Below are 24,695 nucleotides of genomic sequence, written 5' to 3'. Positions count from 1 at the left end.
GACCGCCGATTCTACCTGGCGAACTGCGGGCCGCGATGTATTCCCCACACCCGTGGGGATGGACCGCCTGACCAGGAAGCCTGACCAGGGAGCCTGACGTATTCCCCACACCCGTGGGGATGGACCGTGAGCGTGCGATTCACCCCGACCGGGCTTTCCGTATTCCCCACACCCGTGGGGATGGACCGACATTGCACGCCAGGTCAGAGCCGCCGATGAAGTATTCCCCACACCCGTGGGGATGGACCGGAAAACCGCGATAGGCGTGCCGTCCAGCAGGTAGTATTCCCCACACCCGTGGGGATGGACCGAAACCGCCGCCACGCGTTGCGCCGCCCTGGGCGTATTCCCCACACCCGTGGGGATGGACCGGTCACGCTTTACCAGGAGCGTGACCAGTGGTAGTATTCCCCACACCCGTGGGGATGGACCGACGCGTGACTTGTTGGATCGCGCCGAAGAGGTGTATTCCCCACACCCGTGGGGATGGACCGCTTTTGAAACCGGCGGCCTGCGCAATCATCAGGTATTCCCCACACCCGTGGGGATGGACCGTTGCTGTCGCCGCCGAGGGGGTGATGAGCGAGGTATTCCCCACACCCGTGGGGATGGACCGCTTCATGCCAGGCCGTCTCCAGCAGGCTTTCAGTATTCCCCACACCCGTGGGGATGGACCGTAATTGCGAATGGGCATCACATCGGTTTCGTCGTATTCCCCACACCCGTGGGGATGGACCGTGCCCCGGTAATGCCAGGTGTTCGAGCAGATACGTATTCCCCACACCCGTGGGGATGGACCGTTGACCTTCGCGGACAGTGATATCTACCTGTAGTATTCCCCACACCCGTGGGGATGGACCGCAGGCCGGGTGGACCGGCAGCTATCAGGACCAGTATTCCCCACACCCGTGGGGATGGACCGAAAAGCAAGGGAGGCGGGTTGGAGCCTCCCTGCGTATTCCCCACACCCGTGGGGATGGACCGGCGTCGGCGCATGGACAATCAAGCAGCGCGGCGTATTCCCCACACCCGTGGGGATGGACCGATATTGAGCTTGACGGGGCGCACGCCGGGATAGTATTCCCCACACCCGTGGGGATGGACCGCATCGACGCCATCCGCGCCGCGCTGGACGGCAGTATTCCCCACACCCGTGGGGATGGACCGGAGAAGGCACCGCGGGCATACTATGTTGCAGCGTATTCCCCACACCCGTGGGGATGGACCGGCCGACTGGTGAGAGCCGCGCCTTTGATGAGTGTATTCCCCACACCCGTGGGGATGGACCCGTAATGGAAATTGTCAATAATATAATCGAAAGGTATTCCCCACACCCGTGGGGATGGACCGCTGAAGTCATTCAGCGCAATCTGAATAGGTCCGTATTCCCCACACCCGTGGGGATGGACCGCATGGACCTGCCCCAACGGGCATCAATGCATGGTATTCCCCACACCCGTGGGGATGGACCACACGAACACGCTGGGCCGCTTGCGTATCGACGTATTCCCCACACCCGTGGGGATGGACCGCAGTTCAGCCACATTGCGGTCGACCTCGGCGAGTATTCCCCACACCCGTGGGGATGGACCGCGTGAGCGCATAGCGGCCGCGGCGGCAGGAGCGTATTCCCCACACCCGTGGGGATGGACCGAACCTGAAGAAGATTGCGCAGAAGGTCCCGGTGTATTCCCCACACCCGTGGGGATGGACCGACGAGGCGGACGCCATAGGCGTGGCACTTGGCGTATTCCCCACACCCGTGGGGATGGACCGCCGCCGAGCTCGTGATAGCTCGTCCCGCGCACGTATTCCCCACACCCGTGGGGATGGACCGTACCATCCATCTTCCTGAAGGGCGAACGCGACGTATTCCCCACACCCGTGGGGATGGACCGGAACTGGATAGGCGAGTACCTCACCGGCGTCGGTATTCCCCACACCCGTGGGGATGGACCGCGATATGGACCAGATTGAACGCGATTTTCGGGCGTATTCCCCACACCCGTGGGGATGGACCGCAGCGTGCGAGAGCCAATCAAAGCCGAAGCGCGTATTCCCCACACCCGTGGGGATGGACCGCCGATTCTACCTGGCGAACTGCGGGCCGCGATGTATTCCCCACACCCGTGGGGATGGACCGCCTGACCAGGAAGCCTGACCAGGGAGCCTGACGTATTCCCCACACCCGTGGGGATGGACCGTGAGCGTGCGATTCACCCCGACCGGGCTTTCCGTATTCCCCACACCCGTGGGGATGGACCGACATTGCACGCCAGGTCAGAGCCGCCGATGAAGTATTCCCCACACCCGTGGGGATGGACCGGAAAACCGCGATAGGCGTGCCGTCCAGCAGGTAGTATTCCCCACACCCGTGGGGATGGACCGAATGCTCGCAGTGGACCCGGCGGCGCGGGAGGGTATTCCCCACACCCGTGGGGATGGACCGATGCCGTGTATGACTCCCTCTGGCAGGTGAGGAACCGCCAGATAGCGAATCGAGATGCGCACCCAGAGCCGAGGGGGAGACCAGCATGTCTGCAGCATCTGTCAGCCTGCCGTATTTGTCCGAGTACGACCCCGTCGAATCCGCCGAGGGGTCCATCGACCCGCTGGGCCTGTACCCCATCGCCGATAGCCTTGCCACGCTGCTTGCGCCGGGCGTCCGCGAACGTCAGCAACACCCACGCTTCCTGACGGCCATGGCCGTTTCCCACGAGATCTGTTCGGTCTACGATGAAGAGCAACTCGCGGCCGACGGCGTCACTGAGCCGTGGCTGGTGTTCGAGTGGTACATGGTGGAAGGGCTGGTGCGGACGCTCAAAGGTGAAGCCCTGGTCGGTGTGCCCGGTCGCGACAAAGCCCAGGCCGCGATCCGCGACGGGGTGCCGCTGTCGCGGACCCGCTACCTCAAGTCCCCGGCTAACTTTGGCTTCCACGCGGTCTATCGGCGTCTCGCTTTGGAGCTGGAAGTGGAACTGGCCGGTGGCCTGGGAGAGACCGGCCACCAGCTTCTGACTGCCTGGGCCGAGGAGCAAGACCTCCGGGGTTTTTTCGGCACGAGCGCCGGGCCTGGACGCAAGTGGCGTGAGCGCATCCAGGCAGCGATCAACGACGGGCTGGCGAAGGGTGCGACGGACAGGTCCGGAAGCTGGGAAGGCTGGGGGTTTTTCGGCAAGCACCTGGCGCATACGGTTGTGCCCCCGCGCGAAGCCCACGTGATCCGCGATGCACTGTGCAGGAGGGGCAGCGGGCACCGGGCAACGCTGGTGGACTTCATCGTGTCGCCGCAGGGCCGACAATTGCTGACCGGGGGGATCTCCGAACGCCGGGTGCACGAAGCCCTGCTGCCGAGCGCGGATGGCGACCTGCGCAGCCTACTCGAGACAATCGGTGCCTACGAGCGTTTCGCCCGTCTGCTCACCGATGCATTCAACGACTGCCTGCACGAGATGACCCCGCAGGTAAAGCCCATCTCCCCGGCCCGGCTTGGGCAGGCTAAGAGTGTGCACTTAGCGTCTGAGCGAGTGCCCGACTGCTGCACCGAACTGCAAGAGCGTCTTGAGACCTTCCGGCTGGCGGGGGATTTCGTGACCCGCTTCGGGGACTTCAGCCACGAGCTTTCCCCAGGCGACTGGGTCGGCCTGCTCATGGACCACCACGACAGGACTCAGCGGAACAAGCCGCCCAATGGCAAGGCGCCCTGGTGCGAGCGCTTCGACGACGGGTCGTTCATGGTCCGGCCGCAGTATCGGCGCGACGAACCGTCCGACGGCGACGAGGAGTACGTGCACCAGTATCGCACTCGGCCGCTCTGGTCCTTCGTCCGGGACCTGGGGATGGTGAGCTGAGATGGCGAATGAGAAAAAGCCCCGACCCGGTTACGGCAAGCTTCTTGACGTTTGGTCACCTCCGCCATCGGCAGGCGCGCCCGTAGGCTGCGTGGCCACGAGCTTCACCTTCTCATCCGCATTCTTCGAGGAAGAGTGCCTGGGGCGTTTCCTGGGGCTGGAGAGCGACCCAGATGAGGACGGCGCGGTGTACCTGGTAGAACGCGAGGAGAAGCTGGCGCAGGTCATCTGCGCGGCCGCCCTGGTCGATCAGTATCACTGCCGCGGTGCGCGAACGCTGCGCTGGGACCTTCTGCCAATCAGGCCGCAGGGAGGTCTATTGCATGCAAAGGTCACTCTGCTGGTCTGGTCCGACCACGTGCGGCTCGTGGTTGCTTCGGCCAACCTGACGGATGACGGGTACCGGCGCAACCAGGAAGCCTTCGCTGCCCTGGACTACCACCCGGGCGGAGCTGCTCCGATTGAGTGCCTGCGAGAAATGATTGTACTCTTGCGCGAATGCACCGCATTGGCCCAGTCGCCGGGGCAGCCGCTGTCTGCAGCCCAGGAGAGGGTCACGCGGTTGCTCGACCGGGTGGAAGCGATTCCCGACGACTGGGGAACGGCCACGCACCGTAGCGGTGTTGTGCGAGTGACTCCAGTCCTTGTGGGTCCGGGCAGGCAGGATGCCCTGTTGCAGCTTCGGTCCATATGGCCCTCGGGATCACCGCCCAAAGAGGCCCACGTGGTGAGCCCGTTCTTCGACTCACCCGAAGTACCAAACAAGCCGGCGAAAGCGCTCTGGGGTGTGCTTCGCAAGCGCGGTGAGGCCACGGTTCACTTCCACGTGGTGACCGACCCGATCTCTGCCGACGACGGTGAGGGCCTGCTGCTACACGCTCCGCAGAGTCTCCTCGACGCGCAGCCAGGTGGACCTCGCAAACTTGAGACACGGTTGCATGCGGTCCAACTGACCGATTTTTCGAGTGACGACAAACCCTATCGGCCGCTCCACGCGAAGGTCATATTGCTCACCAACTCGCGCTGGGTGGCATATATGATGGGGTCCAGCAACTTCACAAGCCACGGCCTCGGTTTGGCTGCACAGCCCAACCTGGAGGCGAACCTGGTCTTCTGCGCCCACCGGGAGCGGAGTGCGGCGGATGCCCGCCGGCTTTGGAATGCACTGCCTCCATCCGCTCCAATAGATGCCACTCTCCCGCTGCGTTGGTTGCGAGAACAGGCACCCGGCGAGGATGAGATCGCGGACGGTCCCGCTCTGCCAATGTTCTTCGGCGCGGCAACCTATCGCCGCGATCTGGGCAAAGCTGCCGTCGTGACGCTCAGCTTCGGCACGTGCCCACCGTCAGAGTGGGCCATCACGACGGAAGACGGAAAGCCGCTGCTCAATGGGAACCAGTGGAGGAGTCAAGGACGCCCATCGTCCATTGATATTGCCTGGTCTGAGGAGCGGCCACCTTACGGCCTGCTGGTGACCTGGGAAGGGGCTAGCGAAGCCGCATGGCTTCCGGTAAACATCGGTTCACCCGAGGACTTGCCGCCTCCGGTCGAACTGCGCGACCTGCCGCTGGCCGTCCTGGTGAACATCCTGACTTCCGCACGCCCGTTGCACAGACTGTTGCGCTCGCACCTCGCGAGAGCCCAGCGGCCCAAGGACAATGGTATCAGCGGCACGTCGATCCTGGACCCCCACAAGCGAGTGGACACATCGCGCTTCCTCCTCCAGCGCACGAGACGAGTGGCAAGAGCCCTCACCGCTTTGCGCGAGCGCCTCGAGCGCCCCGTCGCCACGCGGGAAGCCCTTCAGTGGCGGCTTTTCGGCCCCATCGGGGTTGCAGCCTTCGCCGACGCCATTGAGAAAGAGGCCAACAGCGATGAGGAACGAGCGTTCCTGCTGTGTGAGCTCGCCATCGAGCTCTCCCGGGTAACGCCAGCCGACCTGCCCGGTGCGCTCCCGGCCAGCGAAGTGCGCACAGCCATCGGTACGGTGATCAGCCAACTGAGAGAGCGATGTCCAGTCATTCGCGAACCCGACCCGACCGGCATCGCCAACTACGTCCGCAACGTGTTCAAGGAAGGAGCCCCATGATCGCCCGCCGCCCGTACCGCTACTGGGAAGATATTGAGCTCTGGGTTCGCGACCGCATCGCCCGCGAGGATGCCGAGCGCCAGAAAGTGACCGCCCGCGAGATCCTCGATCGTTTGGGTGAACTGCCAGGCCTGGTGCTTGGGGATGATGTGGGCATGGGTAAGACCTTCGTGGCCTTGGCGGTGGCCGCGTCGGTCGCCCATTTCGACCCGGAAAAGAGGCCGGTGGTGGTCATGGTGCCGGCATCGCTCCACGAGAAATGGCCCCGCGACTTCGCGCTCTTCCGCGAGAAATGCCTGCCACCGTCAGCGGCAGAGCACCTCCGTGCGGGCACTGCACGGAAAGCAGTCGAGTTCCTGAAGCTTCTCGATGACCCACCCGAGCGGCGCAAACAGATCATCTTCGTCACCCACGGCGCTCTGAGCAGGTCGCTCGGTGACCCCTGGGTCATGCTGGCGCTGATCCAGCGCGCTATCCGCGGCAAGCATGGCGTCAATAAGCTGCGGCAGTCCCTGCGTCTCGTCTTGGGGCAACTGCTGTACCTGCGCCACGTGGACAAGGGCGGGACCGACGTCTGGGTGGAATTGCTGCAGACGCCTCCCGAACGATGGCTGCGGGTCCTCTGCAAGTACGGCATCGACCCCGAAGGCGACCGTGACGCCTCCAACGATGACGATCCCGTGCCGCGTTCCGTGTGCGATGTGCTGCCGCACCTCGACACGACTGCGCTCTACGAGGCCCTTGAGCAGATACCGCGCAGACATACCAAACACTTCGAGCGGCGTCTGCGCCACGCGCGAGCTGTCCTCAAGGACCAATGCCGGGACTTGTGGAAGGACTGCCTCGCGCAACTCGACCTTTCACTGCCTTTGCTTGTGCTCGACGAGGCGCATCACGTCAAGAATCCCGGCACGCGTCTCGCCTCTCTGTTCCACGTGCCCGAAGCCGTGGACGACGCAAACGAAGTCGCTGCAGGTCCTCTCGGCGGCGTGTTCGAGCGCATGCTGTTCCTCACGGCCACACCGTTTCAGCTGGGGCATGATGAGCTCGTCTCGGTGCTCGAACGCTTTGACGGCATAGACTGGCAGAGCAAGCGCCCGCCCGAATGTAGCAGAGACGACTATCACCGACGGCTCTCTGGGTTGAGAGCGTCTCTCGACGCAGCCCAACATGCGGCTATCGCCCTCGACACGGCGTGGGGACGGCTAAGACCCGATGACCTTATCGTGGACGAACAGCCGGTCAATGATGTTGAACAGTGGTGGCGTCGAGCCCGCAAGTCAGATCGGGTCACCACACCGGCTGCAGAGGTCAAGGGCTGCTGGGAACGTGCGAACATCCGTATGCGGGACGCCGAGGAGAAGCTTCGGCCGTGGGTCATCCGTCACGTGCGGCCGGATCACCTGCCCGATCAGCCCCGCGTGCCCCGGCGCCTACGGCGGGAAGGCGCCGCGATACTTGACCGATCGGACATCCAGACTGGCGGCATTCCGGTCGAAGACTGCTGCGTGCTGCCATTTCTCATCGCCACCCGTGCTGCGTGCCAGACGGGTGACGCGAGAGCTCTCTTCGCCGAGGGCCTGTGCTCCTGCTATGAGGCTTTCCTACACACGCGCGCAGAAGCAAAGGCCGGTCGGTGCGCCGCTCTCGACACCGATGATGACACTGAGTGGCGCATCGACGACCTTGGCAACGCAGCCGACTGGTACTTGAATACACTGGAAAGCATTCTGACGGCAGCCGATGCGCCCGACTGCGCACAGCACCCGAAACTCGCGGCCACCGTCGCGCGTACGGTGAAGCTCTGGGAGTCCGGCGAGAAGGTTCTCGTCTTCTGCCATTACATCGCAACCGGCCGCGCCCTGCGCCAGTACATCTCGTCGGCCATCCACGCCCGCATCTGTGCACTTGCGGCAAGCAAGCTCAAGTGCGCGCCTGAAGAGGCCCCCGATCTGCTCGAGCGCATAGCGCAGCGGTTCTTCGACGAGGAATCCCCGGTGCGCCGTGCCTGGGACGGTGTCGCTGAGGACATTCTATCCGAGTTCGAGGCCCTCACCCCGTGGCATGACGCGTTGGTCCAGGCGGTCAGACGTAACGTGCGAACTCCTTCTTTCCTGGCGCGCTACTTCCCGCTTGAGCCCGGCCATCTCGATGCCGCGCAGGTGTCCGCAGCCACGGGCACAGACGGAGAGTTCGGCCGCTCCCTGCAGGGCATGATTCGCGACTTCTTCGAGTTCCTGGTCAACCGGTGCGGTGCTGCGGAACGCGAGCACTATATCGACGCAGTCAAGCGCATCCAGACCGGATCCCATACCGGGTCAGACGTGATGGCGTCCTTCAGCAAGGACGAGCTAGAAGGGCACCGCGCCGACCAACTGCTCCCCAACGTGCGCCTGGTGAACGGAGCCAGCCGGCCCGAGACCAGGCAACGCCTTATGCTGGCATTCAACACCCCATTCTATCCTGAAGTACTCATCGCAAGCAGCGTCATGGCCGAAGGCGTGGACCTGCACCTGAACTGCCAGCATGTCATCCACCACGACCTGAGCTGGAACCCGAGTTGCTTGGAGCAGCGAACCGGCCGCGTGGACCGCATCGGCGCGAAGGCGGAGCGCACGCGCCGGTCCATCGAAGTCTTCCTGCCATACATCGCGGAGACCCAGGACGAGAAGATGTTCCGGGTGGTCATGGACCGCGAGCGCTGGTTCAAGGTGGTGATGGGCGAACGTTTCGAACTCGACGCCCTCACCACCGAACGCATCGCCCAGCGCCTGCCGCTCCCCGAATCCGCCGCGAGTGAACTGGCGCTGGACCTGGCTGTCTGGAGTTCGGCGGATCGCGGGGGGTAGACACAGAGAGCGGCACCATGGGCGGCCATTGCCAGCCAGGCCACGCACGCTCCGCATGCAGGCAGTCCCGGAAGGGACTGGAGTGCTCAAGCGGGAACTGATTGGGACCCTGTCGGCCGGGGAGACCTATTATGGCATGGCGTGAGAAACTCGCGACGGCCCTGCTCTTCCTCGCGGCAGCGTTGCTGCCTGTACTCGCGGACACCCAGGCTGTCCGTGCCGGCAACATGACCGTGCAGATCGCGCCCTGGCAAGGGTGGATGGGGCAGCCTGATGATGAGAAGGTGTACGAGGTCGTGCGCGGCGATGCGCGGGTCCTGGCCGAGGAGGCTGGACCAACCCGCGTGAGGGTTGAAGTCACCTTCCACAGGGAACCAGAGGGCACTGTTCAACCCTTGACGCTTCAGGTGGACTTCGTACCCCGCTGGCCCGGCTACGAGTATGATATCGAGGTAACCGACGCCGACGGGGCACGAATACCCGCCCGTCGCCAGTCCGGTCTTGAGCGGCAGATCCTGGTGCGCGTGCCCGCGCGCGACGGGGTCTACTACGTGCAAGCGGCACCTCCGGATGACGGCGTCTCGGCGCCTCCCGGTGAGGAAGCCCGCACTGTCCGTGAGCCGACGACGGGGCTTGTCGCGACCGTCTGCCGATGGTACGACGGACGTCAGGCGGCCCTGAGCTTCCGCTTTGACGACTCCTACCCCAGCCACATTCGCAGAGCGATCCCGATGCTGCGGGAGTACGGGTACTGCGGCACTTTCTACATCAATCCCGGCGTCGACGAGTTCATCGCGCACCGGGATGAATGGGAAGCCTGCGCCGCCCGCGGCGACCAGGAGTTCGCCAACCACACCATGCACCACCAAGGCGCTGGAGATGATGCCGAGGTCGACCGCGAACTCGGGGAAGCGGCGACATACATCCGATCGCTGTTCCCCGGCAGGAGCGGACTGATCTGTTTCAACTCCGGAGGCGGCACCGTCTGGACCCACGCCATGCCGCTGCGCCAATTCCTGGACAGGCACAATCTGGTCTGCCCGCGCCCGCGGCTGGCGATCTCAATGACCAACAACCGGGTCAGTGCATACAGGGACTTACTCAAGCAGGCCATCGAGACTGGCGCATGGGCGATGGCCCTCTTCCACCAGATCGAGAAGCCGTGGGTCACCGAAGAGAACTTCCGCGCCGTCCTCGAGATCACGCGCGAGCGAGAGCCGGACCTGTGGATCGCGGGGATGACCGCAGTGCACAAGTACGAACGCGAGCGTGCCTGCTCCGCGCTGTCCCTGCGCCGTGAGGGCGCGGACGCAGTCCGCTTGTCTATCACCTGCAGCACCGACCCGGCGCTATACGACCAGCCGCTAACCGTGCAAATAGGGCTGCCGGATGGATGGACTCCACACACGGTTCGGATCGAGGACGCACAGCACAACGCGGTTGCGATTCGCCGCGCGATGAACGGCGACCGCCCGGTAATCCGCTTCGACCTGCCGCCCAAGAATGGCGAGTACCTGATTCAGCGCCGGTAGAGGGCGCCGTCAGCCGCCCAGCGGATGCCTCGCCATCGCCTCGCGTAAGTCCTCCGCGGTCGCCTGCAGGTAGACCCCCGTCGTGTCCAGGCGCGTGTGGCCCAGCATGCGCTGCAGACAGTTCAGGTCCGCGCCATTGCGCAGCATCATGCACGCGAATGAATGCCGTAGCTTGTGGGGCGTCACCGACGTATCGATGTCCGCGGCACGCAGAGCGCGATCAAGCGTCGTGCACAGTCCCCGCTTCCCCAGTCGCGCGCCCCACTGGGTCGTGAACACGTATCGGTGCTGGCAGTTCGGTCGGACCGCAGCCCACTCCCGCAGCGCTTCCGCAGCGGGCTCGGCTAACGGCACCGCCCGACTCTTGTCCCCCTTCGCACCCACGAACCGCACCGTGAGTTCCTCCAGATCCACCGCGTCCCACGTCAGTCCCAGCACCTCGCTCCGCCGCGCACCGGTGAACAGCATGAAGACGAGGATCGCTCGGTCCCGGCACGACAGGAACGCAGACGCCTGTTCGCCGGCCGCGTCGATCAGGCGCCGGCAGTCGTCCTCGGGAAGGTACGTCGGCAGCTTGCGCGACTGCTTCGGGAGTGTCAGCTTGCGGAAGGGGTTGTCGTCGGTGTACTCGCAGTCCCAGAGATAGTTCCAGAAGGACCGCAGCGAGTGGATGCGCCGGGCGACGGTCGCGGGTTGCAGGCCGCGTTCCCGCAGCCAGACCACATATTGGCGCAGAACGTGCTTCGTGACGGCTTCCACGTCCGGTCCACTGCCCAGCTCTTCGAGGAACCGCAGGAACATCCGGCCATCGGACTGGTACGCCTCAACAGTCAGCTTCGCACAGTTGCGCTCGACGGCGAGGTAGGTCAGGAACTCTTCATACAGCGGCTCGATTCGCATCGGACAACGCTCCTTGATGATTGGCGTTGTCAGACCGCGAATCTGCCGATGAGACCATAAGCAGTTTTCTGAGCTCGTTCGGCGCCCCATTGCCGGGCGCGATGCGGGCGACCTCCGAGTGCCCGAAAGTGAGACCATAATACTGCAACAGGGCTCACTTCATCGCCCGACCATACGCTCGGCGCGAAAAGTGAGCCCATAAGCAGCGGAAAGTGAGTCTATAAGCCGGATTATTGACACCATCGGAGAAGCAGGTGCCGTCTGAGAGGGCGTAGCGGACAAGCTGGAACGTGCCAATAACTTGGCGTTTCACGCACGTCACACTTCTATTCGCCGTGCGATACCAGATTCCTGCCTCCGACTCGCGGCTTTCTCGCACGCGCTAACATGGGCACGTACCTTCTGGCGCGTCCCGGTAGAGCCGTGGGCCGCACCGGCCCCCGATGGCGATAGGACCACCAGCCGTCAGTGTGCTGACTCCTGGCGCAGCTTGCGGCCTCGGACTGGTAGGAGAGCAAGACTGAGACGGGGAAGCGACATGTTGGGGGCAACCGGCGGCCGGGGGCCTCAGGGGGCGTGAGGCCGGGCCGGGCAGCACCGCATCTCGGGAGACCCGGCTGCGTTGCAGTGCGACCGAGCCGTGTAGAGCCGTTGTTCCGCGCGCCGCATCCAGGTTGGAGGACGACCAGGCATGGATCGCGACGGCGTACCCGGTGATGAGTTCTAGCTCGACTTCCGACTGGTGGAGAGAGGCGAACCAGTCAGCTTCGCGCTGCGTGGCGTGACGCCGGGCGGTCGGTTCGAGGTGTTCCCGTGCTACCTCGAGTCCTGCCACCCGGAGCGCGCGAGGCAGTCGCCAGAGCGGCTGCAGTGGCTCGACGACCTGGAGCGGGAGGTCCTGTCGCCGGCAGAGTCGATCCGGTATGTACCGGAGGTGGAGAGCAACTACCTGGCTCGCTGGACGAGTCGGCGCTACGGGACCGCGTACCGCTATTTCGCCGCGATTGAACCCACCTACGTGGTCTACCGGCCCACGGTGTGGAGCTGGCCGACGCCCTTCCCTCCGACCGAAGGGGCTCAGATCAACAACGGCGGGCTGCCCCTCGACTGGTGCATCGAGCCCGACAAGATAGACGAACCGCTTGCGCTGCGTCTGCTTCAGGAGCAGCAGCGGTACGGCGCAGGGGCGGTCTTCGGGATGCCGGCGTCCTGCGCGGACGGGGCCATTGAGGATGCCGCCCGAGCCGTGAGGGCCAGCGTTGCCAGTCTCCGCAAACGCGGCCTCGATGTGGGGAGAGTGGCCAACCTGTGGTACGGCGGCGGCCTGTCCAATGCCAGGGTGCAGACGGCGCGCGCTGAAAGCTTCGACGTCATCGACGGCTCCGTGCCCAGGGCCAGCACCTGCGGCATGAGCGCTCCCTACTTCCCCTTCTACATCGGCCCGACAGACTACCGGTTCCCCAGCCAGGAGGGCCCGACCGAGGCCATCTCGTGCGTCTCTAAATTCACCGGGAGCTGGCACTTCCACGGCCCCATCGGGTTCCACCGCCCAAGTGCGAGGGGGAGCTGGGAGCGTGCCCGGTTCTACATCGACCTCGCAGCTCAGGAGGCTGTGCTAACCGCGCGCAACAGCGGCGCCCACAACTTCCTGACGACGCTGATCAACTTCGAGAGCCCGGTCGCCTGGGGGGACGCGGCCTATGAAATCACCTGGGACGAGGAGCGTGGCCGGGACTTCTTCGGGAAGTACATGCATCTGCTAGCGTTCGAGCATACGCGCCGATGGCCCATCGTCTTCGCTCGGGCCGCAGACTATGCAGACTACTTCCGGGCGCATTACTCCCAGATGCCGCGCCAGATCGTGAGCTCGATTACCCACGACCCGGAGTATGACCGCTTCTGGACGGACGAATGGCACGAGCAGCGGATCGCGCCCCGGGGCTACGTGCCGGTGCACCAGTCCCTGCGGGCCTTCGGCCGGGAGCGAGCGATGCCCCAGTACAATATGCCGATGTCCCCGGAGTTCATGAACTACAATGACAACCGGCGCACGTGCCGGTTCGAGTACGCCTGCCCCAAGCCGGTGCACTGCTACGACCTGACTAGCGCGACGCCCTGACCGGACCAACCCCTGGAGACCGACCTCCCGGATCACGAGGTCACGGTGTCGGTCCTGGCCGGCGCCGACCAGTACGAGATCACCTATGCACTCATGGCTGGCGCTGACTTCCCCGACTACCTCATGGCCATCTGGGACGTCCCGCGAGAAGTGCGGCAGTGGCGTCTGGATTCCAACGCCGGCGAGTTCATCTGGGTCGAGAACACGGATGGCAACTGCCGCGGCATCGTGCGGTTCGATCTTGCGCCAGAATGCACGGTCCGGCTCCGATGGGACCGATAGCGAGCTGGAAGTGACGGCAAGGACGAGAATGCCAGCGGGGCACGCACTCCCAGAATGCCATCTTAACCCACCCTATGCACAAACTTGGAGGAGGCGAAGCGGCAGAGACCCGGAATAGCTTGGTAGCGAACCATAAAGCCGTTCCCGGAGGTCCCTGCCGTGAAGGCACAGTGCTCCATGCAGACCGCCTTCTCCTTCCGCGATGATCGAGAAATCCGCCTGGATTTTGACGGTCGCCGGATCACGTCCGATGCCGGTCTCGTCGCCCTGCGCGAGTTCGATGAGCGTATCGGTTTCACCGCCGAAATCGCCCGTTGTCTGCGTGACCGGCGCCATTCCTCGTACGTTCGCCACGACCTCAAGCAGCTCATCATCCAACGCCTGTACGGCATCGTGCCGGGTACGAAGATCAGAATGACGCCCAGCGCCTGCGCTGCGGAGCCTGTCCCAACGGTAGTGGAAAGCTCAGAAAGCAAACGGCGGCTCTCTCGGGCACGATCTGGCAAGATCGAGCCCAAGCACTAACCCATGAAGGGAGAGAACCGCCGTGGAGCAAGTCTATCAGAGCGCCGCGAAGAAGGACAGCACAAACCGGACGGCCTTTCTGACCGAGAATGGCCAAGCGCGGCTGCCGATGGTAGAGCTCATTGAGCAGGCGCAGATGGCGATGGAGGACTTCATCGGACTGCCGCCGAAGCTCAGAAGCTGCCTGGCGACGATTAACATCATCGACAGCCCGACAGCGGGGGTGCGCCTCAGAGCCCGACGTGTCACGAACTGGCGCAACGGGGCGATGGTCTCGCGGTGGGCAGCGGTGGCATACCTTGAGACGGAGAAGAGCTTCCGACGGATCGTGGGCTACCGGGACCTGTGGGCGCTGCAAGCGGTGTTGGACGAGGACCAGGAACGGGGGAGTCTGTACCGAAGTCTAATGCCGGGGCGTGAATTTTGCTGAGAACGCAGGGAGCTACCTTTGTTCGGAGAACGGTAGGTTACCACCCAAACCAATCTCCGAGAGGGTAGCTCCGTGAGCACAGTATCGATAGCGCCGTTGGATGTCAACACGTACGAGCGCTGCCTCTTACCCACTTTTCTGTCTGTAGTAAGGAAGTGACCGAAGCCTGTGTGGGGAAATGGGATTGCACCAACAAACCCTTTCACCCGGGGCCTCGGTCATGCCTAGGTTCGCCTATCGTGACGTCAGCGCCTTCTGCTGTCGCATCGTGCCCGGCCTGTGCAAGACCCAGTTCACGAACCTGTGTTGAGTCGTCTTTGGTCTGCTGGCCACTGGCCGCCCAAGTCTGTCGGCAGTGGCGCGGTGGATGGTGGGTGCCGTTCGCCTGATCCACCGTATCAAGCGGGTCTGGCGGTTCATCGACAACCCGCGTCTGCCCCGGGAGCAGATCATGGCGCAGATGGTGTATTTCAACTGGCTGCGGGCTGCCGGCAGCAAGCGGCCTCGGGTGGTCATCGACTGGACCGACCTTGGCAATGACACGGTGAGCCTGTGGACCGCCCTGGTATCGCGTGGGCGCACGGTACCGCTGCTGTGCCAGGTTCTGCCAAAGACCGCGCAGGAAGGCTCGCGCAATACCGCCGAGCACGAGATGATTCTGACCTTGAAGGCGCTGGTGGGCACGGCTGGTGGCCGATCGCGGCTTCGCTCGAGCCTCTTTGTTCGAGATGCTCCTGCACGAAGGCATCGATTGCGTGGTCCGTTTCGACAACAACACCACCCTATGGGTCAACGGCAAGGCGTGCCGCACGGGCGACATTGCACTGGGCCGCAAGTCCCTGCGCTGGCTGGGTAGCGTGCGCTACCATGCCAAGCGCAAGGTGCCCCTGCAGGTGCTCGTGTGCGAGAGCGAAGGGAGCCGCTGGAATCTGGCCACCAGCCTGGACCGCGCGGGCAAACCGCGACAGGTGTATTTCAGCCGCATGCAGATCGAAGAGATGTTCCGCGACTTGAAGCAGCACCTGCATATCCAGAAGATGCCCTACGCAACGCTGGCGCGCAAGGCCACCTGGCTTTTGCTGTGCGCCCTGGCCTACACCTACCTGTACTGGGTAGGCGTGCTGGCCAAAGCGGCAGGGCTGTCGGAGCGGTACCACTACTGGAAGACCGAGAGTGTCTTCTGGTTGGGCTTGCAACTGGTCCGCCACCACGACCCGTGGCTGGCCACACTCACGCGCGGACTACTCAAACCCGCACCAATTCCCTACCATTTTAGTGGGTAATGACCAGCAAGAGCCTCCCTTGACTCGGACGATCCTGAGTGGTAACCTGTCTGCAGGCGCAATTACTGTGAGTGGATGTTTGCGTACCCGAGACACCCGTAGAGCACAGGGTCTCGGGTTTCTTCGTTTCCTGTTCAGAGTTCGGGCGGGGCAGCGGCTGCAGGCACGCGACCCCGCCCCGTCTGGTGAGCGCGGCACGGCAGGTGGCTCCGCCGGACACCGTGTGAGGAGCGCCACGTGAGAGAACCGTATGCTGATCTAAGCCACGTTCCACGGCGCAGCGTCTGGGCGGAGCGCAGATCGCTTGACTTCCGGTTCGCCGCATGCTAGTGTTTGGCCCGGACGTAATCATCGTGCCTACAGGTTTGGCGCCCGAGACATCCGGTAACGGATGACATCTCGGGCGTTTTTCGTTCTCGATGGACCGATGGCGTCCATCTGAGGCGAAGACGACCACCACACCGCACTCGCGGTGCAGTAAGCATGTGATCGGTTGCCCAATGGTATGAGAGTCGGTCCCGCGCCTCCAGGTTCGCCATCCAGCACCTGGGGGCGTTCTCGATTCTGGCCCATCCCCGGAATCGCCCTGTTCCGAAGATGTGAAGGATGCTCCATGACAGGATAGGCCAGAGCCGGCTAGCTAAGCCGCAACACGTGCGGCTCCCGCGTCCCGAAATCAAGGAAGCCGTCCTGCACAAAGAGCCAGGCGTTGACAGGGAATCTCACTCCCTGCGCTGCCTGGCTCTTCTCGTTTCGCAGTTTGGTGGCCAGAGCACCGCAGCGCTTAAGCGCACCAGGAGGTGAGCTGAGGCTTGACTGTCCACCTAATCGAGTCCTCAGTGGATGTGCAGGCATGTCGTCCGCGCGAGGCCAGCCCGCCCCCTACCCATCCCAGCGCACCGGCTGCGCCGCGCTGTGTCCTTTCCGACGACGACCCCATCGCCCTTTTCGCGGAGCACTGCCGTGACTACCTGCGGCACCGCCCCGCCACCGTTGCTGCGTACGCGTCGGATTGCCGCGCAACCGCCGCCTGGCTGCGCCAACAGCGTGGCACGTCTCTTGAAGGGGCTTCGGTGGAGGACCTCGTGGCGCATATACGGGCCCAGGCTCACCTCGCCGACGCAACCATCGCCCGCCGCATTCGTGCGCTGCATGCATTCTACAAGTTCGCAGAGCTCGAGGGCGTCCGCACGGATCTCCCCACCAAGGGCCTTCGGGCACCGAAAGTCAGGCGCCAGGAGGCGCCATTCGTCACTGACAAAGACCTCCAAGCCCTGCTCAATGCATGCCGCACGTCCGCTGAGAGGGCGCTTCTCCTTGCCCTGGCACTCGCGGGCCTGCGTCGGTCGGAAGTCCTGAAGCTGGACCTGTCGGATGTTGATCTGGACGCGCGTCGCCTGCGCATCCGGGATGCTAAAGGCGGCAAGGACCGGATCGTGCCGATGGTCCCCGAACTGGTGGAGGCACTCCGTACCCATTTGCTGTCGCGCCCCGATGCTGCCAGCCCGGCAGTGTTCGTCAACTCTGCCGGCAATCGCCTGCAGCAGACAGGCTTACAGCGGACCTTCACACGCTGGGTGCGCGATGCTGGGCTGCAGGGATGCGGCTACACGCTCCATGCCTTGCGCCACGGCGCCGCGACGCGGTGGCTGCGGGATGGGCTCAACATCCGCGAGATCCAGCTCCTACTGGGACACGAAGACATCGCGACGACTGCGGGGTACCTCCACACGGACCTGGAGGACGTCGCCCGCAGCCTTGATGCGACGCAGACCCGGGTGGAAGCTCCCGCAGCCCTGGCCGGCGACCTGCCGCAGACGTCCAAGCAGGACTCGCGTTCCTGGGGCAGCTGGCCAAGCTCGGCATTCGGCCGACAGACGTCACTCCAGTCGCGCCGGGTGGTGGGGACAATGGCTGATCACCCAGCGCCAGCCGGTCTGACTGCCAATTCACTGCGGGCCGGACAGAGCACGCGCAGGGGCGGCTCGGACTCCCGCGAAGCAGTCTGCCCTCGGCTCTACTGCGGATGCCGCAGAGAACCAGGCCATCGCGCACCTTTGCCCCGGCCCCCACCACGGGTGGATCAGCACCTGGACGAGTGCACACCATGCCATCGGCTGCAATCTGCACGTTCAGACGCGCCGCTATCCGCGCAAATCATACAGAAAGGAACAGGGGGCCGATCATCCGGCCGACCCTATCCACAATATGCAAGACACACGAGCATTCCTGTCAGCGGTGTACGGTGGTCTCGACGAAACCGACCACTGGTACATCTGGACCCTCGCACCAACGAGGGAGAAGTCATCAGTCTGATTTGACGGGCCGAACGCAGAGGCAGCCGCGCGCTTCTGCCTCGAACAACGTGGCCTGAACGTCTACTGGCCCATCGCCTTCGCTGACAAGCGGGGAAGCGTCCGCGAACGCATGACACTTGGAAACGTGGCCGGCATCCTCGGCATTGTCAGCGACGTGGACTTCAAGAGCGACGGTCACCCCCGGGGGCCGGAAGATCAGGACGCGGCGCTGGCACTTATCGAGCGCTTCCCGGTCCCCCCTACCTTCATCCTCAACTCCGGCAACGGCCTGCAGTGTGGCTGGCTGTTCAGGGAGCCCTGGCGCTTCGAGGACAACGATGAGCGCGATGCAGCGGTGAACCTTGCCCGAGGATTCGCGTATGCCCTAACCAATATCGCGGCGAAGCACGATTACACCCTCGACGCGGTTCACGACCTTACTCGGGTTATGCGGGTACCGGGGACCTTCAACGTCAAGCGGCCGGAGAAGCCTCTGCCGGTGACACTGCTCGACCTGCAACCGAACCGGCGCTACAACCCCCAGGACCTTGATGAATACTGCGCCGATGTCCCGGCGCACATCCCCAACTCGATCGCCTATCCGACGGTGGACGTGTCGGCGGACTTCCCCACCGAGAAGCACCAGCTCCTGCTGACCCACGTGCCCGAGTACAAGGACGTGTGGGAGCACACCAGCCGGTCGCTCAACGGGAAGTCATGCAGCGAGTACGACCTGGCCCTGGCCCACTACACGGTGCTGGCGAACTGGACGGATGAAGAGATCGCGGCTGTGATACGGGAGCATCGGCGAATCCACTGGCCGGAGAAGCCCGCCAAGATCAACGACGCCAGGTACATCTCCAGGACGATCGGCACGGCAAGGAGGGGCCAGAAGTGCGAAGAGAGGAAGCTGAGCGCAGCCGACACGATCATGGACCCGAACCGGTCGAAGAAAGAATATCTGGAGGCGCTCTCGGTCTACCTCAACATCCCCCTGCAGAAGATCCAGCGCATCCCGGGCGACCCCACCATATTCCGCTTCTGGATCGGCGGCAAGTGCGCCGAGATCGAGGCCACGAGCCTGACCACGCAGAGCGTCTTCATCGGTCAGATGGTAAGCACCGCAGACCAGCCTTCGCGAAAAATCGGCACCAAGGAAGTCCCGACCTGGCTTGATTGCGTCGCCTGTATCTGCCGGGCGTCGGAGGAGATCGAGGCCGGCGAAGGCGCGACGATTATAGGGGAGTTCATGGACCTGGTGTACGGGTTTATCGATGGCCAGAATACCGTGGAGATCCCCAGCGGAGAGCTTGTCAACGGCCGGCTGGCATTCAGACGCGAGGGGCGCATCTGGTTCAGCCTGAACGACCTCGTCAGGTATCTGAACCACACGGGATACAGGCAACCCCACCGCAGAATCACCCAGCTTCTGAAAGCAATCGGCGGCGAATCGGGGGTCCATAAACGTGAACATCCTGTGAATGGTTCAGCGCCGGTGCGGTACTGGGGGGTGCCAGTGCGTGAGGAGTAGCGTAGTCCGTGGGGGGGCTTCATGTAATCCGTGTAATCGAAATGTAATCTTCGGAGAGCCTTTGGGGGGCTACTTATATAGCACTTTTCACGGAGCAAGATTACAGGATTACACGGATTACACCACCTTTTTCTTCTGGAGAAAAAACAGGCAATTCCGCAGAACTCATCAGAACAGGTGTAATCGTGTAATCCTCGAGAGGAATGCCCGCTACGGGCCTGAGAATGGCCTCTACGGCCAAAATCGGATTACACGAGCATCTGTAATCTGATGTAGTCTTGAGTAATCCTTGGTTAGCCACAGAAAAGTCATAAATACACGCGGAGACAGCCCGATTGGGCGGAGGTAACGAGATGCCGATGGACTCAGACAAGCAGGAAGTAATCGACGGCGCGGGGCAACAGATCATGGATGGGGAGCTATCCCGTTACGAACGGATCGATGCGGTGGGGATGTACCTTGACATCCCCCTGGACGCGATCGAGCGCACTGAGATCAGGCATGCCACCGGCCGTCTTCGTTCCACCACCGTGTACCGATTCTGGGTCAAAGGCAGGTGTGCCATGATGCCCGCTCACTCGCTGGTCTCGCAGGCACAGTTCATCGGGCACATCATCTCGGGGCGCAATGTCTGCCCCCGCACGGTGGGGCGCGAGGAAGTCGCGACCTGGCGCGACGTTGTGAACTGTATCTGCCAGGTCGTTGAGAATGTTGATGCGGACGGCAGGCCGGCATGACCTACACCGCCCGTGAGAAACTCATTCTCTGCAGCCCTGCCGGCAATGCTTCGGCTTGGCCGTAGCGGAGGACACCCTGGTTCGTATTCCAGGATCCGTGGAAAGCTGACGAGACGCGGGGAGAGCTCCTTGACGTGTGACTGTACCCAGCAGCCGTCGGCGACAGAATGCAGATCAACGAGGTGAACAGAGATGACCACACCGACGCGCAGCCTTGATGCAGGACGGGACGATGGTCGCACGCACAACTCAGACTCACAGCCCCAGGACGGACTTGCGGACGTCGCACGTGGAACGTCTATTGTCGACGCTTCTCCGGACGCGCCGGTCTCGGGACCTGATTGGCGGGCCATCGAGACCGAGTATGTTCAGAGCGGACTCAAGCCTTCGACCACGGAGCTTGCTGACAGGTACGGTGTGCCCCACGACACCGTTCGCAAGCGCTGTACCCGCGGGAATTGGACGGAGAAGCGGTCCCGCTTCTGGCACGAGGCGTCTCTGGAAGCTGAGAAAAAGGGGATTGCGACCCACTCCGAGGACCTTGCTGAGCGTAACGCGGCCCTCGGGGAGCAGTGGTATGGAACTGCCTGCACCTCACTGACGGGTGCACGGACTACCCAGAAGCGCTCGGCGCGCAAGGCAAACACGATCAGCGCCGGCATTGCCACTGAGAAGCACAGACTGGTCAAGGCGCGGATTACCGCGAAAGCCGGAAGCGTCAGCCCATATGACACCTACGACCTTCCCGAAGAGGAATGCGAGGAGCTTCTCAATGAGACAATCGCCGCCGCTGAAGGCCAACCGACGACGCCTCCTGCTCTGGGCAGTGTGACCGCTTTGGCGAAATCGGGGGGCAGGCAGAGCCGCCGCCTGGATAACCGCGGATGTCCCCCGAGCACGACGCAAGACAGAGCCGGGACCGCGACCTTGCAGAGAAGCATGGGGTGCCATGCAACACGCTCCAGAAGCGTGCGAAGGCCGAGGATTGGCCTGGCAGACGTAAGACGTATATACGACAAATGTGCGACAGAATCCGCGAGGAATTGCGCGAGAGACAGGCCCGTGAAGTCCTGAATAGCTGCGAGCGGCTCATGGAAGCTACGGCGAATATGGACGGTCAGATCACTGATGGCGGCCTTGTCTCGAAGAACCCGGATTCGGCCATTAGCAGGCCTATTGGGCCTGTAAAGGCCAATGAACTCCTCGTTGGTAACCCAGCCGAGTGCACCAAAGACGGCACGAAGAACACTGTCTCGTCCTACGCGGACGGAGCACTGGAAGCGCTTCACGAGATAGCCCATTTCCTTGGGTCTGTCGCATCGCATGGAATTGGCTGAGAACATTAAGCGCTGCCGGGACGTTGTCGAACTCAAGCCCTCTCGCCGTCGCTGCTGCCCACGTGCGGACCGAGCAGGGGATGCCCTGCAGGTTCGCCGGGACAAGGCACGCCGAAGCAATCCTGCGCGCCCCATCCTCTACCCACGTCTGCATCGCCTGCGCCCAGCGCCGCAAGACCGTCACCTACGTGTCCGATTCGCTCTGGATGCTCGCTCACTACCGGCTGAGGGACTGGACACCCACGGCCATCTGGACCTTCCCCACCAAGACAGACGTCGACGAGTTCTCGAAGGCTCGTGCGAAGCCGATGATCGCGGGGTCTATCCTACTCAAGGACCTGCGCCCCGGGACCCGGGAAGGCTACTTCCCCATTCCCCCGTCGGAATGCAAGCCTTCGATGAACGCGGCCGGCCCATCGACCCCGAGACGCTCCGGGCGAGGACGACGCGCACGTTCAAGTGGTAACGGCAGACCGACGCCTCCCGAACGCGCCCCGACCGGCACAATAGCTCACAATCGCTTACAGACAGCAGCGATCAGGCGTCCCATCGGCTCGGTATCAGCCGGGCCGATGGGTATGATAACGGCTCTTCTGGCCCCCACAACGAGCATGCTTGCGCTCACAGACAGGGGTGCCCACGTCGGGTTATGATGCCTGTCGAGTTACAGATGGGCTTGGATTGCGCTTCCCCTCCTACCTCACTCAACAACCCAGTTTCAGGCCGCACAACCCGTTCGCCCACCGCCATCGCGGCAGCACCGCCACGCCTGAGTGTTCACGTGCAGAGAGGCAGAGAAGGGCTGTTCCGGTACTTGCGAGGACGGCTCCGCGGAAGGTGCGCGATCACGCAGCGGGGAAGGACGCTCCAAGGGACTATCCATTGCAGGACCGTCCTGGCCAGCGCGCACACTGATCCCGCCAACAGGCACTCCGAGCCCCAGAGGATGGTCCCGCCGAACCGGAAGAGGGGATCGCAGGCCATGGGCAGAGCTCACTGTACATGCGCCCGATCAGGTTCGCTGCTGGCGCTCGCCGTCGGCCTGCTCGTCCTGCCGGCAGCCTGGTCGGCAGAGGAGGCAACTGCCATCGATATCGGCTCGCGCAACCAGGTCTTCATCGACGGGCGGTTTCTGCAGAGCTCCAGTAGAGCGCGGATTGTGGTCTGTCCGCCGGTCAAGACGAACGAGCGGTGCATCGTCGGAAACATCGGCGGGTACTCATCGCTGGTGGAGCCGAGCAAGGACTTCCCCTGGTACAGCGCATTGACCAAGGACGGTGTTCACTGGCGCCGGGTCTCGGGGTTCGGCCCGCCCGAGCCAGACGATATACTCGGCATCGTGTTCAGCGACACCACCATATTCGTGGACCCGAATGCCCCCGACAGCGAACGCTTCAAGCGGATCGACGGGATGCGCAACCGAATCCTGTGCGCGAGCGATGGCTCGGACTGGCGTACGCTCCATGAGGGTGTCTTCCCGCCCCAGGCCTGCTACCCCCGAGGCATGGACAGCCACAACGTGTGCTTCTACGACGCGCGCATCGGGAAGTACGTGGCGTATGTTCGCGCCAACAAGGTGTATGAGTGTCCTCCGGAGCGCGTGGAGTACTTCAGCAGAGTCGGGCTGCACAAACTCGGGGCAGCAAACCGGTACGCCCTGCGCACAGTCGGGCGTGCGGTGACCGACGATCTGTCCAGCTTCCCCATGCCCGAGATCGTGCTTGAGCCGGACGACCAGGACCCGATCTTCGGCGGCGTCCGGGTCATGGACTTCTACTGCCCGCAGGTCGTGCAGTACCCCTATGCCCAGGATGCCTACTTCCTCTTCAACTGCCGGTACCGTTCGTACGAGGACTGGTACCTGCCAGTGGACATGTCGGCCTTCCCGCGAGGCAGCGTTGACGGTCAGCCGGGCATCTACAACGCCGGGGTCGAGGACATCGTGCTCGATGCCAGCCGGGACGGCATCCGGTGGATCCGCTACGACCGCAGGCCGTGGATCCCCCAGGAGAAGCCGGGCAGTTTCGATGCACAGAACATGTACATGACCCGGTGGATGCACCTGCACGGCGATGAGATATGGATGTACTACATCGGGCTTGACGACCCCCATACGGGTAACAGAGAAGCCCTGGAGCACTACACCCTGAGCAGAGTGGTTCTGCGCAAGGATGGCTTCACGTGCGTCGAGGCCGACTATGCCGGCGGCGAATTCACCACTCCCCCTCTGCGATTCGAGGGCAGCGAACTGCGGCTGAACCTGGAGACGTCAGCCATCGGTCTTGCTCGCGTCGAACTTCAGGACGAGAACGGAGAGCCAATCCAGGGCTACGCGCTTGCGGACTGTGACCGCATTCACAGTGCCAACTCCACAAGCCATGCGGTGACCTGGGGCGGCAGCAGCGACGTTGTTTCTCTGCAAGGGCGCCCCGTGCGTCTTCGATTCGAGTTGCAGTACGGCACGAAGCTCTACGCGTTCAGGTTCGCGGCAGACAAGTGAGGACCGGGGCGCGGGATCGGATGCCCCCCGGCGACCGCGACACGATAACACAGGAAACGCCCCCATGACGGATCTCGGTACGCAGTGGCCCCGAACGGCCCGCAACGGGCTTCGGACGGGCGAGCAAAGACCATTGGCGGGAAGCGTGCCCGGGGAAGCCGCTTCAGTTCGAACGCGCCAGCGGAGCAGCTGCAGTCGCGCGCTTCGGCGCTTGGACCACGCGGTTAAGGGCATATTCATCTCCCAGAGCGGAACTGCCTCCCCGACAGTCTCGCGGTTGACTGCCCTGCGACGGCATCTCACAGGTCGGTCAGCACGAACCGCGCACCGGCGGCGCGGATGCGTGTTCCGGCTACCGGCTGGACAGGGCGCAAGATTGGATTGAAGGCGCGAGGATAGAGGGCTTGTCGAGGGTTACCTATCAGACGTCCAG

General features: G+C 63.5%; 15 protein-coding genes and 1 CRISPR repeat array. Of the genes, 14 read left to right on the top strand and 1 reads right to left on the bottom strand.

Features of this window, described 5'->3' with window-relative positions:
* Positions 1–37: 37 nt before the first annotated feature.
* A CRISPR array of direct repeats spans positions 38–2,449; the repeat unit is 29 nt; unit sequence GTATTCCCCACACCCGTGGGGATGGACCG.
* 85 nt (positions 2,450–2,534) lie between these two features.
* The 4 genes from HPY44_21735 to HPY44_21720 all read left to right on the top strand — a co-directional run bounded on the left by HPY44_21735 (position 2,535) and on the right by HPY44_21720 (position 10,321).
* Complete coding sequence (locus HPY44_21735; GenBank protein ID NSW58643.1) at positions 2,535–3,851, top strand: hypothetical protein; 1,317 nt, start codon at positions 2,535–2,537, stop codon at positions 3,849–3,851.
* 1 nt (position 3,852) lies between these two features.
* Entirely contained in the window at positions 3,853–5,940 is a 2,088-nt protein-coding gene (locus HPY44_21730; protein NSW58642.1) for a hypothetical protein, read from the top strand.
* Positions 5,937–8,789, top strand: a complete 2,853-nt coding sequence (locus tag HPY44_21725) for a DEAD/DEAH box helicase (protein ID NSW58641.1) — start codon at positions 5,937–5,939, stop codon at positions 8,787–8,789. The genes HPY44_21730 and HPY44_21725 overlap by 4 nt, the downstream gene beginning before the upstream one ends.
* A 131-nt stretch (positions 8,790–8,920) precedes the next feature.
* Positions 8,921–10,321: a polysaccharide deacetylase family protein gene (locus HPY44_21720; protein ID NSW58640.1), complete on the top strand. Its 1,401-nt coding sequence runs from the start codon at positions 8,921–8,923 to the stop codon at positions 10,319–10,321.
* Positions 10,322–10,330: 9 nt separating this feature from the next.
* Here HPY44_21720 and HPY44_21715 read toward each other — a convergent pair whose 3' ends face one another.
* Complete coding sequence (locus HPY44_21715) at positions 10,331–11,221, bottom strand: tyrosine-type recombinase/integrase (protein NSW58639.1); 891 nt, start codon at positions 11,219–11,221, stop codon at positions 10,331–10,333.
* Positions 11,222–11,963: 742 nt separating this feature from the next.
* Between HPY44_21715 and HPY44_21710 the strand changes: the two genes are divergently transcribed.
* The 10 genes from HPY44_21710 to HPY44_21665 all read left to right on the top strand — a co-directional run bounded on the left by HPY44_21710 (position 11,964) and on the right by HPY44_21665 (position 24,262).
* On the top strand, positions 11,964–13,340 hold the full coding sequence (locus tag HPY44_21710; protein ID NSW58638.1) for a hypothetical protein: 1,377 nt from the start codon (positions 11,964–11,966) through the stop codon (positions 13,338–13,340).
* Between the two features lie 45 nt (positions 13,341–13,385).
* Complete coding sequence (locus tag HPY44_21705) at positions 13,386–13,622, top strand: hypothetical protein (GenBank protein NSW58637.1); 237 nt, start codon at positions 13,386–13,388, stop codon at positions 13,620–13,622.
* A 159-nt stretch (positions 13,623–13,781) separates the two neighbouring features.
* The gene (locus tag HPY44_21700) at positions 13,782–14,147 is read left to right on the top strand and encodes a transposase (GenBank protein ID NSW58636.1); all 366 of its coding nucleotides are present in this window, start codon (positions 13,782–13,784) and stop codon (positions 14,145–14,147) included.
* Between the two features lie 22 nt (positions 14,148–14,169).
* Positions 14,170–14,577, top strand: coding sequence for a hypothetical protein (locus tag HPY44_21695; GenBank protein ID NSW58635.1), 408 nt, complete (start codon positions 14,170–14,172; stop codon positions 14,575–14,577).
* 689 nt (positions 14,578–15,266) lie between these two features.
* A complete protein-coding gene (locus tag HPY44_21690; protein NSW58634.1) occupies positions 15,267–15,860 on the top strand; it encodes a transposase in 594 nt (197 codons plus the stop codon).
* Between the two features lie 812 nt (positions 15,861–16,672).
* Entirely contained in the window at positions 16,673–18,181 is a 1,509-nt protein-coding gene (locus tag HPY44_21685) for a tyrosine-type recombinase/integrase (protein ID NSW58633.1), read from the top strand.
* A gap of 106 nt (positions 18,182–18,287) precedes the next feature.
* Complete coding sequence (locus HPY44_21680) at positions 18,288–19,688, top strand: hypothetical protein (GenBank protein ID NSW58632.1); 1,401 nt, start codon at positions 18,288–18,290, stop codon at positions 19,686–19,688.
* Positions 19,689–20,041: 353 nt separating this feature from the next.
* On the top strand, positions 20,042–20,425 hold the full coding sequence (locus HPY44_21675) for a hypothetical protein (protein NSW58631.1): 384 nt from the start codon (positions 20,042–20,044) through the stop codon (positions 20,423–20,425).
* 1,019 nt (positions 20,426–21,444) lie between these two features.
* Positions 21,445–21,762, top strand: coding sequence for a hypothetical protein (locus HPY44_21670; GenBank protein NSW58630.1), 318 nt, complete (start codon positions 21,445–21,447; stop codon positions 21,760–21,762).
* Between the two features lie 982 nt (positions 21,763–22,744).
* On the top strand, positions 22,745–24,262 hold the full coding sequence (locus tag HPY44_21665) for a hypothetical protein (protein NSW58629.1): 1,518 nt from the start codon (positions 22,745–22,747) through the stop codon (positions 24,260–24,262).
* The last annotated feature ends 433 nt before the right edge of the window (positions 24,263–24,695 follow it).

Source organism: Armatimonadota bacterium, from assembly GCA_013314775.1.
Classification (GTDB): domain Bacteria; phylum Armatimonadota; class Zipacnadia; order Zipacnadales; family JABUFB01; genus JABUFB01.
The sequence above is the reverse complement of the archived record's forward strand: the minus strand, read 5'-3'. Positions and strand labels throughout refer to the sequence as shown.

What these genes read in the sequence shown, in the direction of transcription:
- HPY44_21680 (NSW58632.1), top strand. Translation starts at nt 18,288, where the DNA reads ATGACACTTGGAAACGTGGCCGGCATCCTCGGCATTGTCAGCGACGTG.
- HPY44_21725 (NSW58641.1), top strand. Translation starts at nt 5,937, where the DNA reads ATGATCGCCCGCCGCCCGTACCGCTACTGGGAAGATATTGAGCTCTGG.
- HPY44_21675 (NSW58631.1), top strand. Translation starts at nt 20,042, where the DNA reads ATGCCGATGGACTCAGACAAGCAGGAAGTAATCGACGGCGCGGGGCAA.
- HPY44_21730 (NSW58642.1), top strand. Translation starts at nt 3,853, where the DNA reads ATGGCGAATGAGAAAAAGCCCCGACCCGGTTACGGCAAGCTTCTTGAC.
- HPY44_21720 (NSW58640.1), top strand. Translation starts at nt 8,921, where the DNA reads ATGGCATGGCGTGAGAAACTCGCGACGGCCCTGCTCTTCCTCGCGGCA.
- HPY44_21735 (NSW58643.1), top strand. Translation starts at nt 2,535, where the DNA reads ATGTCTGCAGCATCTGTCAGCCTGCCGTATTTGTCCGAGTACGACCCC.
- HPY44_21665 (NSW58629.1), top strand. Translation starts at nt 22,745, where the DNA reads ATGGGCAGAGCTCACTGTACATGCGCCCGATCAGGTTCGCTGCTGGCG.
- HPY44_21715 (NSW58639.1), bottom strand. Translation starts at nt 11,221, where the DNA reads ATGCGAATCGAGCCGCTGTATGAAGAGTTCCTGACCTACCTCGCCGTC.
- HPY44_21670 (NSW58630.1), top strand. Translation starts at nt 21,445, where the DNA reads ATGTGCGACAGAATCCGCGAGGAATTGCGCGAGAGACAGGCCCGTGAA.